The organism is Mergibacter septicus (assembly GCF_003265225.1).
GTDB classification, from domain to species: domain Bacteria; phylum Pseudomonadota; class Gammaproteobacteria; order Enterobacterales; family Pasteurellaceae; genus Mergibacter; species Mergibacter septicus.
Genome location: NZ_CP022013.1, coordinates 1,265,759 through 1,282,547 on the forward strand (window position 1 = coordinate 1,265,759; position 16,789 = coordinate 1,282,547).

At 34.3% G+C, this 16,789-nt stretch carries 12 protein-coding genes; 3 read left to right on the forward strand and 9 right to left on the reverse strand.

The window, feature by feature from the left end; all coding sequences use genetic code 11:
• Positions 1-160 precede the first annotated feature (160 nt).
• The gene (locus CEP47_RS05930) at positions 161-706 is read right to left on the reverse strand and encodes a hypothetical protein (protein ID WP_261920498.1); all 546 of its coding nucleotides are present in this window, start codon (positions 704-706) and stop codon (positions 161-163) included.
• A gap of 18 nt (positions 707-724) precedes the next feature.
• Positions 725-1,351: a Bcr/CflA family efflux MFS transporter gene (locus CEP47_RS05935; RefSeq protein ID WP_261920497.1), complete on the reverse strand. Its 627-nt coding sequence runs from the start codon at positions 1,349-1,351 to the stop codon at positions 725-727.
• 988 nt (positions 1,352-2,339) lie between these two features.
• Between CEP47_RS05935 and CEP47_RS05940 the strand changes: the two genes are divergently transcribed.
• From CEP47_RS05940 to CEP47_RS05950, 3 genes are all read left to right on the forward strand, one after another.
• Positions 2,340-4,037 (forward strand): ShlB/FhaC/HecB family hemolysin secretion/activation protein, encoded by a 1,698-nt coding sequence (locus tag CEP47_RS05940; RefSeq protein WP_261920496.1) that lies wholly within the window; start codon positions 2,340-2,342, stop codon positions 4,035-4,037.
• A 29-nt stretch (positions 4,038-4,066) separates the two neighbouring features.
• A complete protein-coding gene (locus tag CEP47_RS05945; protein WP_261920495.1) occupies positions 4,067-9,184 on the forward strand; it encodes a hemagglutinin repeat-containing protein in 5,118 nt (1,705 codons plus the stop codon).
• A 157-nt stretch (positions 9,185-9,341) separates the two neighbouring features.
• Positions 9,342-9,989: a phosphatase PAP2 family protein gene (locus CEP47_RS05950; protein ID WP_261920494.1), complete on the forward strand. Its 648-nt coding sequence runs from the start codon at positions 9,342-9,344 to the stop codon at positions 9,987-9,989.
• A 34-nt stretch (positions 9,990-10,023) separates the two neighbouring features.
• On the opposite strand, the gene pyrF is transcribed toward CEP47_RS05950, so the two are convergent.
• The 7 genes from pyrF to CEP47_RS05985 form a co-directional block, all read right to left on the reverse strand.
• Positions 10,024-10,716, reverse strand: a complete 693-nt coding sequence (gene pyrF / locus CEP47_RS05955) for an orotidine-5'-phosphate decarboxylase (protein ID WP_261920493.1) — start codon at positions 10,714-10,716, stop codon at positions 10,024-10,026.
• Positions 10,717-10,734: 18 nt separating this feature from the next.
• Positions 10,735-11,931, reverse strand: coding sequence for a lipopolysaccharide assembly protein LapB (gene lapB / locus CEP47_RS05960; RefSeq protein ID WP_261920492.1), 1,197 nt, complete (start codon positions 11,929-11,931; stop codon positions 10,735-10,737).
• Positions 11,931-12,218: a LapA family protein gene (locus tag CEP47_RS05965; protein WP_261920491.1), complete on the reverse strand. Its 288-nt coding sequence runs from the start codon at positions 12,216-12,218 to the stop codon at positions 11,931-11,933. Before CEP47_RS05965 ends, lapB begins: the two co-directional genes overlap by 1 nt.
• Positions 12,219-12,585: 367 nt before the next feature.
• On the reverse strand, positions 12,586-12,867 hold the full coding sequence (locus CEP47_RS05970) for an integration host factor subunit beta (RefSeq protein ID WP_261920490.1): 282 nt from the start codon (positions 12,865-12,867) through the stop codon (positions 12,586-12,588).
• A gap of 66 nt (positions 12,868-12,933) precedes the next feature.
• Positions 12,934-14,583 carry a 30S ribosomal protein S1 gene (rpsA, locus tag CEP47_RS05975; protein ID WP_261920489.1) on the reverse strand — a complete coding sequence of 550 codons (1,650 nt, stop codon included), beginning with the start codon at positions 14,581-14,583 and terminating at the stop codon, positions 12,934-12,936.
• 105 nt (positions 14,584-14,688) lie between these two features.
• On the reverse strand, positions 14,689-15,387 hold the full coding sequence (cmk, locus tag CEP47_RS05980) for a (d)CMP kinase (RefSeq protein ID WP_261920488.1): 699 nt from the start codon (positions 15,385-15,387) through the stop codon (positions 14,689-14,691).
• 61 nt (positions 15,388-15,448) lie between these two features.
• Positions 15,449-16,789, reverse strand: coding sequence for a cation:proton antiporter (locus CEP47_RS05985; protein ID WP_261920487.1), 1,341 nt, complete (start codon positions 16,787-16,789; stop codon positions 15,449-15,451).

Here is a 16,789-nt window from a genome sequence, read left to right on the forward strand (position 1 = left end):
GCTTTATTTCATTTAAAATTTCCTTGTATTTAAATTAATCTTAATTTTTTATAAAAATAACAAGGAAAGCAGACAGGTTATGTCTTATTAAAAAATAAAAAAGTAGCCCAATTTGAGCTACTTTAAAAAATAGAAAGGATAATGATTAACTAATTTTAACCTATTGAGGTTGATAGTAAGAAATTTTAATCAAAATAAAGCCTAAAATAGCCAAAAAACCAGCAATAAACATTGCGGTTGTCACAGTAAGCAAACCATAATAAGCAAAACTGGATACTAAAGCACTGGCAATTGAGCAAAACAATGTTTGTAAAAAGTTTAATAAACCTGCGGCAGTAGCACTGCAATGCTTAAATTCAGAAAGTGCAGAATTAATTACCATTGGGCATATTCCTCCATTCGCAACCGCTAATAGACAAAATGGCAATAAAATTGCCCAGATTGTCTCCAGTTCTATGCTAATTGAGATGATAAACATTACTGTAACACTAATAAAAAATAATCCGAGTAACCAAGGTAAAAGTTGTTTTCCTTGATAACGTTTTAACAAGGCTCGACAGCCATAACCACCAATAATAAATGCTAAGGTTTGAGGGATATAACTTAAGCCTATATCTTTCCCTGAATACCCCATTGCTTTCATAACAAAAGGTGATCCCGTTAAATAAGCAAAAAAAGCCCCGGAACAAGCAGAAAAAATTAACATATTACCTAAGAAATTTTTTTAAATTAGGATACTTTTATAATCTCGCCTCAATTGTTGTGTTAAATTTTCTGATTTTTGACTTAAATTCGCACTTTCATTTTCATTTAAAGTCATCAAAACAATTAATACCGCAAAGATAATCAAGCAGATAAAAATACTTTGCCAACCAAAATACTGTTCTAAAATTGCACCAGCTAATGGCGCTAATGCAGGAGAAAGTGCCACTAATGGTATGATAGTTGCAAAAATATGCTCTGAAATTTTATTTGGATAACGATCAACGACAACTGCTTGCCAGATTACTGTTGCACTGCAAGCCCCTAAAGCCTGAAGAAAACGTGCGATTAAAAAGAGTTGAATATTCCTCGCAAAAATACAAAGTATTGTAGCAAGACAAAATAATAACATTCCAGCTAGCAATACTTTTTTACGTCCAATACGATCTGAAAGTGGGCCGTAAACTAATTGCCCAATAGCCATTCCAAAAAGGAAAATACTTAATGTTAAACCAACCATTGCTTTATTCGTTGTAAAAGCAACTCGAATGGTTTCAAAAGCAGGTAGGTACATATCTGTCGCCAGAAAACCTAACATACTTAGACACCCAAACCAAAAGAGGGTCATTTTTGAAGGTTGTTGTTTCATACATCTCTATTATTTAGTAAAAAATGGTCGAATAGTATAAAGAGGCTAAATTGATTTGTAAAACTGTTAAATTTCAAATTTAACAGTGGAAATCCGCTATAACTTGGCATAACATTTTTCAACATTTAAGCACAATATTAGGCTTCAAAGATAGTAAGAATCCTTTTTCAGTGTGCAACCATTCTAAACTCAAATTACTCATCTTTTGGGAAACCATAATAGAGACAAAACAACCAATTACTATTCAGTCAAAACGACCAAGACTAAATCGACTCCATAAGAATTTTGAAATTTAAATTTACTCACCAATTTAAGACAAAAAAAGAAAGGAAAAACCAATGGAAGGATCAGAGATAAAACAGATAAATTCTGAACAAATAACGAAGCAATATTAAGCTAACTTGATTGTAAATAATAAAAAATCCACCCAAAAAATTCACTCCATTTGAAATTACAATACTGACATATCATACTTAATTTACTTTATCTAATTTGGATAATCGGATAGACAGTATAAATAAAGAAAGAATACATTTCCTAACTCTAAAAAAATGGAAAACAATTTATTAATATGGTAGTGAAGGTTAAGCTTAGTAGTTTATAAAGTTCAGAATACCTTTACTAATTGATAATACTAGGAATTCTTTTATGCTAAGTTTAGCAAATTAAGGTTCGATAATCGCTTTCGATAGTATAATTATCCCTCTTCTTTTTTGGCAATTACTTAATCAAATAAAATTAAATAAAAAACATACAATCCCATCTTTTACAATACAGATAAATAAACTATTGTAAATTTATTAATTTATTGATTTTAAAATAAAAATTTGCATTTTAAAACGATTGTTAAGAATATAAATATTTAATTGTAAAAATATTTTACCAAAGTTAAAGATTGTGTTAATATTTACACCAAATGAAATATTTTTTAGAGTAAAAATCTTTTCGTTATGTGATGGTACTTTAATTCTGTATGTAGGAGAAACTTATGAAGTTAAAAAATACCCTCATTTTTCTAATTTCAGCTGGAGTTATGACTCAAAGTTTTGCTACATCTATTTCGAGTTCAACCCAAATGGAAATTCAACAGCTATTACATAATGGTGAAAATCGCCAAGCACTACAAAATAGCTCACGTTTAATCCAAACTGAACTGGAAACACAACGTTTACGATCATTACAACGTAAAGAGAAAGCTACTTCAGAAGCATCTTTACCAACAATCACACCATCAACGCAATGTATTGCGATTAGTGGTATTTATTTAAAAGGAATTACCCTTTTAACAACAAAAGACTTAGAGCGCTTAACAGCGTTACCAAAAGACTGTATTACGACAGCGAATATCAACCTATTAGTAAGAGAAATTACACAACTCTATATTAATAAAGGATATATCACTGCTCGAGTGCGTTTTATTGCTCCTGATAGCAGTGGTAAGTTAGGCATACAAATTGTTGAAGGTTTTATTGAAGATATTCAGGGAGGAAATCCTCAAACTAATATTAATATGCTCTTTCCAAATTTAGTTGGTAAACCATTAAATTTAAAAGAACTTGAACAAGGGATAGATCAAGCAAATCGTTTAGCTTCAAACAACCTAACGATGAAACTTTTGCCGGGAAAAAAATTTGGCGGTACGATTATACAGTTAAATAACCAAGCTTCTTCAATTTGGCATCCATCGATTAGCTTGGATAATACAGGACAAAAAAGTACAGGGCGTGAAATATTACGTGCAAACCTTGGGGTAGATAGTCCATTAGGATTATCAGATTATTTTAATCTTAACCTCTCCACTACACTAGCTAACCCAAAACAGAGATATAACCGAGCTTATTCCGCTTTATATACTCTTCCTTATGGGCGTTGGAGTTGGAGCCTATTTGGAACGCAATCGCAATATTTTAATCATCAAAAACTGACTATTTCAGAAATTGATGTAAGTGGTAATTCAAGTCAATTAGGATCTAGCCTAGATTATGTATTACACCGTGATCAACGCCAAATTAATACTGTTTCGACACAACTTACTTATAAACAAACAAATAATTATATTAATGATGCACGGATTGAAGTAAGTAGCCAGAAACTCACTATTGCTAAACTTAGCTACAACCACTTCCGTATTCTATCTAGTGGTATTTTTAATGCAACTTTCGGGATAGATCGTGGGCTACCTTTATTTGGTGCAGAAACAGCTGGAGATGCCATTAATTATCAATTTACCAAATTTTATACTAATTTATATTGGTTAAATTTTTTCAATTTATGGCAACAACCCTATAAATTAAAAGCTATATTTGTCGCTCAATACAGCAAAGACAATTTACCTGGTGTTGAGTGGATTGGAATTACCGATTCCAGTGCGGTAGGCGATTTTAGATTAAATTCATTATCGTCAAAAAATGGATGGTATGCGACAACTGAGTTAAGTAAAGACTTTTATTATCGCAACTTACTATTATCTCCATTCATTCGCTTGGGATACGGTCAAGTCTTTCAAGAGAAAATGCCTAATTCATCGAAGAGGGAAAATGATGCCTTGGGAATAACTCTTGGTCAAACGATTCAGTTTAATAAATTAAAACTGGATTTGGGGGTAAGTAAAGGTTGGATACTACATTCTTCTTTTAAACAGCAAGAAGAAATCAACGTATTATTCAAACTATCTTACAAATTTTAATTAATCGCATATAAAAATGAGGCAAAGCTATGCGTAAAAATAAACAAAAGTTATTCCCGCTGTCAAAAGCAGGGAAACTGTCGGCATTAGTGGCATTAAATTTAGCAGGTTTGTCAGCTTATTCCGTACAAGCAAGTGGTATTAAACCCGTTGACAATCAGACTGTTACCGTTAAATCTTATGGACGTGGTACAGATGTGATTAATATTGCTGCACCAAGCAATTCAGGTTTATCACATAATAAATATACCGACTATAACGTTAGCCAAGCTGGGGCGGTGCTAAATAATGCAACTCAACAAACTAAGTCTGTTATTTTAAAACAACTCTTAGAAGCAAACCCAAATTTAACTCATAAACAAGCTGCAGATGTTATTTTAAATGAAGTAGTAAGCAGTAATCCTTCGAGTTTGCTTGGTCAGCAAGAAGTATTAGGCAAAGCAGCAGATTTAATTTTAGCGAATCCAAATGGTATCACCTGTGATGGCTGTGGTTTTATTAATACCAACCGTGCAGGATTAGTGGTGGGTAAAGCTGATGTTACGGCAGATGGTAAATTACAAGGTTATACCACTAACAATAACAATCAATTACATATTGGTAAAAAAGGTATTTCTGCTGATAAAGCACTTGATTTAATTGCACCAAAACTTGAAAGTAAAGGTTTCATTGAAGCGAAAGAAGACTTGCAAATTACCCTTGGGCATAACTATGTCGATAATAACTATAAAGTCTCTAAAGAAAAAACCGTATCTAAAGTTGCACACGAACAACAATTAGATAGTACACTTCTTGGTGGTATGCAGGCAAAACGTATTACTTTAGTCAGCACCAAAGATGGTAGTGGTGTCAATCTAAATGGTGGGGATTTTAATGGTGAACAACTATTAAGCGTTGATGTCAATGGTAAATTGGTACTTGATGGCATCTATGCCTCTGGTAAAGAAGTTAAAATCTCAGCAAAAGATTTAACTACGAAAGCAAAGCTAAGACGTAGTAATAGTACAACCTATGATCGGGACAACTATTCTCGATATAACGGTGCTAAACAAGCCAGCACAAAAATTAGTAATGATCACGCTACTCGTACTATAGTGGTGGGTAAAAATATTTCTGTCAATGTTGAAAATAATGCACAGCTAAATGGAACACGGCTATTTGGAAATAATATTGATCTGACCGGTGGTACAGTCAGCTTAGACAGCCAAATTGCTGTGAGTGATAGACAACGTACCGATAATAATTGGTATTACTCTTGGGTAAAAAATACCTTTACCCGTGATTATAATGAAGAAGTCATTAGTTCTGAAATTATTGGTAACGAAGTAGTAAACGTGAAAGCGACAAAAGGCGATCTCATATTAACAGGTAGTAAAATTGTCGCTGACCATAATCTCACTACTTCAGCTGCAGGAAATATTAAACTACACGCTCAAATGAAACAACATATTTCTGGTAATAAGGTTTACCGTAAAAATGATACTGCAGCCTTAAGAACAGGAACAACAACTGAATTAAATACAGAACGTTCTTTTGTTCAATCAAGCTTACAATCTAAGCAAAATCTTGGACTACAAGCAGAAGGACAAATCTTCCTTTACGGTGCTAATGTTCGAGCTGCTCAAGATCTACTAGTTGATGCCAAACAAGGGATTGATATTAACAGTAAGAAAAGTAAATCCGAGAATTTTTCTCTAGATAATTTCACCTATTGGGGTGGTATCGGTGGTGGTGCGAATAAAAATAACAATATTTTACAAGAACATATTGAGAAAACTGTTGTTTCCGCAGGTAAAGATCTGTTATTAAGCACAACTAATGGTAATGTTAAAATTAAAGCAAGTAATGTAAATGGTGCTAATCAAGCACTTGTACAAAGCTTAAATGGAACAATCAACATTGATAGTATTGTTGTAAAAGGTCATCGGAATATTGATGAACGTAACGGTACAGCATTTAATATTACCAGTCATTCTGAACAAAGTAGTCACAGTAACCAACAAGCAGTAGGAAGTGAAGTAAAATCAAAAACAAATCTCAAAGTTGTTGGTACCAATGGCATTAGTATTTCTGGTAGCTTAGTTTCCACTGCTGGTGAGCTAGGGTTAACATCATTAGGTGATATTCAAATTACTAGTGTTGCAACAACCGATCAAATAGATCGTACAACCACTGATTTAGCAGGACAAGCAACGGCAAACCAAACTGATCGTGGTCAATATCAGTACCAAGCAACTGTGGGGATCAAACACTCTAGTGAACATGAAGTTACCACTGAAACCAAACATACTGCATCAAGCATAAGTGGTGGCACGGTTTCTGTTAATAGTGGAAATAACCTAACAGTTGAAGGTTCAAACCTAAACGCAGATAAAGATCTTACTTTAGCGGCTAAAAATATTGCAGTAACAGATGTTACAAATAGCACTGATACACAAAAAGATACTCAAACAGTAAGTGTTGGAATTGGAGTTGAAGGTGGTGCTGAGAAAAGTGGTGTATTACTCAATGTTGGTGTTGAGAAAAATAATCAACAGCTACAAGATCGCCAATCTCAAGGTTCAACAGTTTCAGCTGGTGGTAATCTAACAGTTACTGCTGAACAACAACTCACCAATCGTGGTACAAGTTATCAAGCAGGTGAGGAAGCACACTTATCAGCTGCAACTATTGATAACCAAGCAAGCCAAAATAGCCATAGTGAAACTAATGATAAACAAAGTGTTGGTGTAACATTAGCATTAAATGCTGATTATAGTGCGGTTACTCGCCCGATCATTCCGATAGTAGAACAAGTCGTGAAAGAAGGGACAAAAGGTGTAGGTGATGCAGTTGGTAAACTAACTAAAGTATCTCCGGGTACACCAAACGCTGGTGTTGAATTAGATATTAATGTTACGAATGGTACTACTACCACCGCAACAACTACCGCTAATGCCACTCAAATTAGCGCTGGTTCAATCCAACAAACCGCAAATCAAGTTCAAGATCAAGCAACTAACTATGCTGGAACAAATGGTGTAGCTATCACAGCTGATAACTATCAAAATAGTGCGGTTGAAAACACCTCTACTGAAAGTAGTAATGTTACCTCTGGTGGTGCACATTTACGGGTTTATACAACCACAGGTAAAGATGTCAATGTTGATGTCAGTGGTAAAGGGAAAAACACCCAATCTAACCATAGTACAAGCACTGCTGTAACAGGTAATATTAGCTCAGAAAATGGTAATGTTATCGTACAAACTCAAAATGGTGCAACTTTTGAGGCAACACAGATCAATGCTGGTAGTACGGCAACAGTTCAAGCAACTGCAGGTAATGTTACCTTCAAACAAGTTACCAATACCGAACAACATAGCCAAACTAGCTACAATGCTTCTGCTGGAGTAAAAGTTGGTAGCTCTTCTGATGGTAAAAGTGTTGGTGGTAACATTGGTGGTGGTTATCAAAGCGAAAATAGCACGAGTACGAAAGCTGGAGTTAGCACTATTACAGCACACGATACTACAATTACAGCAAATGGTAATGCTAACTTTGAAGGTACTAAGATCAATAGCACAGGTGGTACAGTTGCAATCCAAGCTGGTGGTGATGTAAATGTTACACAAGTGATCGATACAGCTGATAGTTCATCTCGCAACTATCAGGGTAGTTTGTCTATTAATCAAGGAAAAACTGAAAATAGCGAAAAAACAAGTAGTAATGTCAGTGGACGTCTAGATGGTACCTATGCGACTAAAGATAAGAGTGAAACAACAGGTATTGCAGGAGGAATTACAGGTGCAAATACCGTTACTATCACTTCTGGTCGTGACGTTACTTTACAAGGTGTAGAAATTGGTAGCGAAACACAAAAAACAGGTGATGTTAACATTCAAGCTCAAGGTAATGTCAACTTATCTGCAACTACCAGCTCAAGCCAAGAACATAATGTTGGCGTTAACCTCAATGTGACAGGTTTCCAACAACAGGGTTATACCCAAACTAGTGCTTCAGGAAAACGCAACATAGGCGGTAGTTTGAAAGTGAACTATGAAGATCAGAACGCTCAAAATCAAGCAGGTGGTGCAATCCATTCAACTGGAAGTGTTCAAATTACTAGCCAAGGGCAACAAGGTATTACTGCACAAGGCACACAAATCAGTGGAGAAAATACTACACTAAATGCCGATAATGGTAGTATTACTCTAACAGCCACAGCAAATAAAGAACAACATGTTAAAGTAGGTGTTGGGGTTGATCTGGCTAAAGGTAAAGTTGAATCAACTAAAAGTGCTACTCAAAGCAATGTTGAGGCTGATAGTAACAGTTACGATAAATCCAGTTTTGGTGCCAAAGTGAATGTTGATGTTGGTAACAGTAACTTACACACCAATGCAACAGTTACAAGTACCAATACATCAACATTAAATAGCCACGGTGATATCACTTTAGCGGGTGCAACAGTAAGCGGCAATAATACCCAAGTTACCTCACAAACTGGTGGTATTACAGTCGAAAGTAAACGTGATTCTAATCATCAAACGAAAGTTGATGTAGAATTCCGTCATAGCAACAATGAAGATCCAACTTCTAGTATCTATGAAACTGTAACAAATGGTATTAAATCAATTGTTCCGGGTAAAAACAACAAAGACAAAGTAAGTGCAAAAATTGATGAACTAACTGATCAAGTTAAAGATAAAGTCGATGAAACTTTATCAACTGATGATCAAGAAGATCCTTCATTATGGAAAAAAGCCGCTAAATGGGTAGTTGAAAAAGTAGGTAATGCTTTAACTTCTCCAGCAGGCTCAAGAACAGATGCTGGATTCAATGTCAAAGTTGTAAATGAAGACTTAGTTAATAACCAATCAGGTATTACAGCAACTGATCGATTATCTGTTACAGCCAAAGGAGAGCTCGACGTTACAGCAGCTCAAGTTACTGCACCTAATAGCGAAATTAATGTTAGTAACATTAATACTACCGACCTCGATCAACATAAAAATAATGTTGAAGTTGGCTTAAAAGGTTCATCTTCAGTTGCAGGTTTAGTAACACAAGCGATAACTGATTTGACTAAAGGTAAAATACCATTAGTTACAATCAAAGTGGATACTAAAAATGATACTGTTAAAGCTGAAGTAAGTAAAAATGAATAGCCATTTTATAATGGTTTAAATAAAATAATCCCTGTCTAATAAGACAGGGATTATTTTTATCTAAAATGGATATTTAAAAACTATTACATAGGAAAGCTAAATAACTGCCTTCCTATCCACAATAAAAAATAAGAAGTTTATTTTTATTAGAGGTTGTATGAAAAATATTTTTAGCCGTAATTTTAACGTTATTAAAGATTTTTTAGTTTTATACCTTCCATTTAGTTTCATTCTAATTCTATTACTGAATTTATACTCAAAAAGTGAAGTTCATTTATTACTAACTTCAATACATAATCATTTATTAGATTTTATATTTAAACATATCACCTTATTGGGAAATGCGGCTTTTATTATTACTATCGGTATCCTCTTCTCAATCTATCGACTACGAGCAGGTTGTTATATTTTCTTAACACAGCTAGTAAATGTAACCATTACTCGACTGTTTAAACTCTATTTTTCAGCCGATAGACCTATTGTATATTTTACTAAATATTATCCTGACATTCAGTTACACCAAGTTGAGAATGTTGTTTTATCCACCCATAATAGTTTTCCTTCTGGGCATACTTCTGCAATATTCGCACTAATGCTATCTATCGCAATTATTTTAAAGAAAAAATCAATAACACTAATTTGTGCTATTTTAGCAATCCTTACTGGATACTCCCGAGTATATCTCTCCCAACATTTTGCAAGTGATATTTTATTTGGTTCTTTTATCGGTATTTTTAGTGCGTTGCTATTATCACCGATCTTATATCATTCTAAATCCATAAAAAATAACAAAAAAATACCTTAATAAAAATTAAGGTATTTTCTTGCGACTAAACTACTTATTTTAATGATTGATTAATTTCAGCTAATACAGTAACGGGATCTGCAGCTTGAGTAATAGGTCGCCCGATAACAAGATAATCAGCCCCTACTTGAACTGCCTCAAGTGGGGTCATAACACGACGTTGATCCCCTAATTGATACCCTTGAGGGCGAATACCCGGTGTAACCAATTTAAAATCTTTACCGCAATGTTCTCTTAATACCTCAACTTCTTGTGGAGAACACACTACTCCATCTAATCCTGCTCGATGGCTCAAACGAGCAAGGCGAATAACATGTTCCATAGGGGAGTTATTAATACCTACCTGCAAAAGATCAGCTTCTTCCATACTGGTTAATACAGTAATCGCAATTAAAATTGGTGCATCTTTTCCATAAGGCTCTAAGATTTTTTTCGCTTCTTCCATCATTCTTAAACCACCACTTGCATGCATATCAACCATCCAAACCCCTAAATCGGCAGCCGAACGGATAGCTCTCGCCACAGTATTTGGAATATCGTGGAATTTTAAATCAAGGAAAACATCAAACGCCCGAGCTTGTAGTTGTTTAACAAATTGTGTTCCAAGTGTCGTAAACATCTCTTTGCCAACTTTCAAACGGCATTGAGAAGGATCTAACTGATCCACCAACTGCATCGCTTCTCGCTCTGTTTCATAATCTAATGCAACAATGACTTTAGTATCCATAAGTTTTCCTCGTGTTAGTTAATAATCATTTATATGGCGTGGAAGTACTCTTTCCCATTCCAAACAAGATGGACATTGCCACAATAATTTATGACTTTTAAAACCGCAGTTAGTACATTGATAATGAAAATTCTGCTTCAGTTTTTCGTCAATCAGCTGTTGAATGAATTTCAGACGTTCTTTCCCTTTTCCTTCTTCCGTTTCAGCAATTTGATACTGCATAAAACGATATAACATAGGCATAGTAGAACATTTTTGCAGACGTTGATATAAGTGATTACGTGCCGTATTTATGTCAAATTTTTGTTCAATATGATCAATTAATGCTAACTCAATAGCACTATTCACTTGTTGTTGCCCTATTTTAATTAAAAAATATTCATAGTCTTGTTGATTGGGAAGGTGTTGATAATAATCTTTTAAAATCGGCAAAACTTCACTAATAAATAAAATATTTCTATCAGCAACTTGTTCTAATAATGTAATCGCAGCTTGATATTTTGCTTGATTCGCCAATTCTTCAGCTAATAGAATTAATGCTCGCACAGATTTTGGTGCAATCACCATTGCTTGTTGTAAATATTCAATTCGACTATTTACCTTAATATGAGAGTTATTCTTCAATGTTAAAAAATATTCACAATAATAATGAGATAATGGTAAATACTCGCTAAGTTTAGTCAATTTCTTATATTGGGTCGCAACTTGAATAGCTTTTTCCCATTCTTTTGTCCGCTGGTAAATTTTACTTAATTCTTTTAAAGCTAACTCAGCATATTCAGGCTCTTCTATTAAAGTCATATACAGTGCTTCAGCTCTATCAAGAAAACCAACGGTTAAATAATCTCTTGCAAGCTGTTGTTTAGCTAATAATCGCTGTTCAAAAGTATAATGTGGATTATTATCTAAACTTTGATGGATGCGTAATGCCCGATCTATTTCTCCCCTCGAGCGAAAAAGATTCCCTAACGTTAATTCTGCTTCAAATTGAGAAAAAGAATCGATTGAATTACCACTTTCTTGTTTTTGCAATATATCTAAAAATAGATCAACCGCTTTTTCTTGTTGATTAGACAATAGGAAATTAACCCCAGTAACATAATCTCGGGAAAGTTTATTACTCAAATGCTCTTGATCTTTCTTCGCACTGCGATGCCCCATATACCAACCATAACCAGCAGCAATAGGAAGAAGTAAAAAGAGTAACTCAACCATTATGCAACCTTGTTACGATTTTCAAGTTCATTAATCTGTTTGTTCTGGCGTTTTATTTGATGATTTAAACTGGCATTCTTAAATTTTAATCTTAAATACAGCACTCCAGTCGTTAACCATCCAAGTAAAAAACCAAAACCAAATAAAAGTGCAACCAATGTCGATAAACGAATTTCACTTTTTGCAAATACATAATTGATATTAATCAATTGATCATTATTTGCTCCCACAGTAATACCTACAATAATAAGCGTTAAGATAATAATTAAAGTAAATATATATTTCATATTTTTCCCCATTAAGATCTAGATTACTACATCTATATTGACCTATTATTTATTAAAGCCTCTTTAATTGCAACCTTTTCTAGTTCTTAGCTAAGAGTTAATTTAGTTGTTATAATTCAAAAACTTATATTCCCAATAAAACAAATAATACTATAAAAATGATGATTATTTATATCAGATAAAAATAATATCTATTATAGTGAGAAATATATTTAGGTGGTATAAAATATCATAAAAGGTAAATAAGATTTTATTACTTAATAAGTAGATTAAAATAAATAGAAATAAATTATATATCCCTTTTCAATATATAATCTTCAATACTTTGTATATAATAAAAAACGACACTTTTCAGTGTCGTTTTTTATTATATATTATTAACTCGCTGTCTTAATTCTTTTCCCACTTTAAAATGTGGTACACACTTTGCTTCAAGTTTAACTTGATCACCTGTTTTAGGATTACGTCCTATTCTTGGTTGACGAAAATGCAGAGAAAAACTACCAAAACCACGAATTTCTATACGATCCCCTTTTTCCAAGGTTAAAGACAAATGCTCTAAAATTTCTTTTACCGCACCTTCTACTTGTCGCATAGGAATATTCTGATGTTTAGCAATTAAATTTTCGATTAATTCTGACTTAGTCATATTTTCTCCTTAGCGATTAACAGCGAGCGATATGCTCTAATGAGCATATCGTTCAATGTGAATTAATTATTCACCTTTAGCTGCTTTAAATGCTTCAGCCATTGCGTTAGGAATAACAACTTCTTCTTGTTTATTATTCATATTAGCTACTGCTGCAGCTTCTTCAGCTTCATCTTTAGCACGTACTGATAAGTTGACAATGCGTGCTTTGCGATCTGTACCAGTATATTTAGCTTCAACTACATCACCTGAAGCAACTTCACCATTTAAGTCAGCCGCACGGATATAACCTTCTACACCGCCTTCTAATACAACTTTAGCACCTTTAGCATCAGCTTCTACAACAGTCGCTGAAAGAATTGCACCTTTTTTGTTTGCGGCTACAAAGTTATTAAATGGATCTTCTTCAAGTTGTTTAATACCTAAAGAGATACGTTCTTTCACGGCATCAACTTGTAATACGATTGCGGCAACCTCATCACCTTTTTTGTAGTTACGAACAGCTTCTTCACCTGCAACATTCCAAGAAATGTCTGATAAGTGAACTAAACCGTCAATACCACCTTCTAAACCGATGAAGATACCAAAATCAGTGATTGATTTAATTTTACCTTGAACACGATCGCCTTTGTTGTGGCTTTCTGCGAATTGTTGCCATGGATTTGGTTTACATTGTTTTAAACCTAAAGAAATACGACGACGTTCTTCATCAATTTCTAATACCATTACTTCAACTTCATCACCAATGCTCACAACTTTAGATGGGTGAATATTTTTGTTAGTCCAATCCATTTCTGAAACGTGAACTAAACCTTCAATACCATCTAAAATTTCTACGAAACAACCGTAGTCAGTTAAGTTGGTTACTTTACCAGTTAATTTACTTTCTACTGGGTGGTTTTCAGCAATTGCAATCCAAGGATCTTGACCTAATTGTTTTAAGCCTAAAGAAACACGAGTACGTTCACGATCAAATTTTAATACTTTAACAGTAATTTCATCGCCAACATTCACGATTTCACCCGGGTGTTTAACACGTTTCCATGCCATATCAGTGATATGAAGTAAACCGTCAACACCACCTAAATCAACGAATGCACCATAATCGGTTAAATTCTTAACAATACCTTTAACTTCAGCGCCTTCTTGTAAGTTTTCTAATAATTGATCACGCTCTTGGCTATTTTCTGATTCAATTACAGCACGACGAGAAACAACAACGTTATTACGTTTTTGATCTAATTTGATTACTTTAAATTCTAACTCTTTACCTTCTAAATGTAAGGTATCACGTACTGGGCGAGTATCAACTAAAGAACCCGGTAAGAATGCACGAACACCGTTTAGCTCAACAGTGAAGCCACCTTTGACTTTACCATTGATTAAACCAACGACAGTAGCTTGATCTTCATAAGCTTTTTCTAATGCAATCCAAGACTCATGGCGTACAGCTTTTTCACGGGAAAGTTTAGTTTCACCGAAACCATCTTCAACCGCATCTAAAGCAACTTGTACTTGATCTCCAACTTGTACTTCTAATTCACCTTGAGTATTTTGAAATTCTTCCACAGGAATAGCGGCTTCAGATTTTAAACCTGCATCTACAAGTACAAAGCCTTTTTGGATAGCAACAACAGTACCAGTTACGATAGCACCTTGACGGGTTTCAAGTTCTTTAAGGGACTCTTCAAAGAGTTGAGCAAAAGATTCTGACATAATTAATCTTCAATAAAATAGTTAATAACGACCGCTTAAAATCCTATTAAACGGGGCTGATAATAATTGTCAATTTATCCTTAAATTGACAGACACAAAATTCTATCACTCGATATCTAAGTGATTATGGATATATTCTAACGCAGTATTGATTACTTCGCTAATGCTCATCGATGTTGAGTCTAATAAGACAGCATCAGTTGCAGGAACTAATGGGGCAACAGCTCGATTACGATCTCGATAATCTCGTTCTTCTATCTCGGATAAAATCTGTGCAAAGTTACCACTAATTCCTTTTTCCTGCAACTGTTTCAAGCGTCTTTTGGCTCTTTCTTCCGCACTTGCATCTAAAAAGAATTTTAAATTTGCCTTTGGAAAGACTACTGTTCCCATATCTCGCCCATCTGCAATCAATCCTTTTCCATTCGCAAAATCACGTTGACGTTGTAGTAAAGCATCACGAACAAGTGGAAAAACAGCCACTTGCGAGGCATAATTGGCGACCTCTTGCGTACGAATAAGCTGACTAACATTTTGATTATTTAACCACACTTCAACGCCATTCGTTGTTGGTTCAAAGCTTACATTAAGCCCTTTTGCTAAAGAAGCTAAAGCCTGTTCACTAAAATCACACTTTGCTTGTACTGCTGCTAAACCAAGAACACGATAAATAGCTCCTGAATCTAACAGGGAAAATTGAAGTTTTTGTGCTAATGCAAGACATAAAGTGCCTTTTCCAGCACCACTTGGCCCATCGACAGTAATAATAGTCGTTTTTTTGTTACTTTGATTAGTGAAAGTCATAATACTAATTTTTAAACGTTAATGAATCTGTATCATTTTATCTTACTCAGAATAAATATACCTATTTTACTTCTGATTTATATGTTTGATTCGTCAAATCAAAATGACTGCTTGGTGTTAAATATTCTTCTTTATTTGGATCAACTAATTTTGACTTTTTGATCATTTTTTCGATGGTAACACCTTGCACTAAAATAGAGAATACAACGACAGCATAAGTCATTACTAGGATAATATCTTTGACATCAATATTATCAATAAACACTGTTTTTGCTGGAATTGATAATGCCATAGCCAATGCTAAACCACCTCGTAAGCCACCCCAAGTCATAATTTTTAAGGTATATGGATTATAAGTGCGGAAATATTTTAAAACTGAATATGGAATCCACAAACTAACATAGCGAGCCCCCAAGCAAATAGGAATAGCTAAAAGCATCATAATCAAACCTTTGACAGTGAAATCAATGAGTAATAATGCAAAGCCAATTAGGAAGAATAAGAGTGAATTAAGAAAATGATCAATCATTTCCCAAAAATGATCTAGGTAGCGTTGGCTTTGTTCAGAAAATCCACTATGACGTGTCCAGTTACCAACCATAATACCAGAGACAACCATCGCTAATGCACCAGAAACATGGAACATATTAGCAAGTAGAAATCCTGCGGTCGGTATAGTAAGTGTTAAAAGTATTTCTAAACTTCCGTCATCAGTTGATGAAATGAGTAGATGAGCCGCTAGCCCTAAAAGAAAGCCAAAAAGAATACCTCCCATCGCTTCATGCAAAAATAAACTCATCACATTTCCAAACGTGGCAGTATGCCCATTAAACGCAATGGTAAAAATGGTGATGAAAACAACCAATCCTACCCCATCATTAAATAATGATTCACCTTCAACTTGCATTGAAAGGCGTTTTGGGGCACGTAAGTTTTTGATAATAGCTAATACCGCAATTGGATCAGTTGGTGAGATTAAAGAACCGAATAATAAACAGTAAATAAAAGGGATTGGTAATCCTATTAAGTGTGAAGCGAGAAAAATTAGGCTACCAATAAAAAAGGTTGAAGCTAAAGTAGAAAATAAAGCAAAAATAGTAATTTCCCATTTTTGATCTTTTAGCACTGGTAATTTTATTCCTAATGCACCTGCAAAAAGTAAAAAACCTAACATTCCATCAAGTAATAGACTTTTGAAATCTATCTGTTGCATAACATTCTTAGCAATAACATCTATATCAAATAGACCAAGACTTCCCATTAAAATAAGCACCAGAGACCCCACCATTGCTGCTGCTGTAATTGCAATGGTTGACTGAATTTTGTCACTGATTTTACGGGTAATAAACCCTAATAAAATAGAGATTGCTGAGAGAAAACAGAAATATGTATAGATACCCAT

What these genes read in the sequence shown, in the direction of transcription:
- CEP47_RS05950 (WP_261920494.1), top strand. Translation starts at nt 9,342, where the DNA reads ATGAAAAATATTTTTAGCCGTAATTTTAACGTTATTAAAGATTTTTTA.
- rpsA (WP_261920489.1), bottom strand. Translation starts at nt 14,583, where the DNA reads ATGTCAGAATCTTTTGCTCAACTCTTTGAAGAGTCCCTTAAAGAACTT.
- CEP47_RS05940 (WP_261920496.1), top strand. Translation starts at nt 2,340, where the DNA reads ATGAAGTTAAAAAATACCCTCATTTTTCTAATTTCAGCTGGAGTTATG.
- CEP47_RS05945 (WP_261920495.1), top strand. Translation starts at nt 4,067, where the DNA reads ATGCGTAAAAATAAACAAAAGTTATTCCCGCTGTCAAAAGCAGGGAAA.
- CEP47_RS05985 (WP_261920487.1), bottom strand. Translation starts at nt 16,789, where the DNA reads ATGGGTATCTATACATATTTCTGTTTTCTCTCAGCAATCTCTATTTTA.
- lapB (WP_261920492.1), bottom strand. Translation starts at nt 11,931, where the DNA reads ATGGTTGAGTTACTCTTTTTACTTCTTCCTATTGCTGCTGGTTATGGT.
- CEP47_RS05935 (WP_261920497.1), bottom strand. Translation starts at nt 1,351, where the DNA reads ATGAAACAACAACCTTCAAAAATGACCCTCTTTTGGTTTGGGTGTCTA.
- CEP47_RS05965 (WP_261920491.1), bottom strand. Translation starts at nt 12,218, where the DNA reads ATGAAATATATATTTACTTTAATTATTATCTTAACGCTTATTATTGTA.
- CEP47_RS05970 (WP_261920490.1), bottom strand. Translation starts at nt 12,867, where the DNA reads ATGACTAAGTCAGAATTAATCGAAAATTTAATTGCTAAACATCAGAAT.
- CEP47_RS05930 (WP_261920498.1), bottom strand. Translation starts at nt 706, where the DNA reads ATGTTAATTTTTTCTGCTTGTTCCGGGGCTTTTTTTGCTTATTTAACG.
- pyrF (WP_261920493.1), bottom strand. Translation starts at nt 10,716, where the DNA reads ATGGATACTAAAGTCATTGTTGCATTAGATTATGAAACAGAGCGAGAA.
- cmk (WP_261920488.1), bottom strand. Translation starts at nt 15,387, where the DNA reads ATGACTTTCACTAATCAAAGTAACAAAAAAACGACTATTATTACTGTC.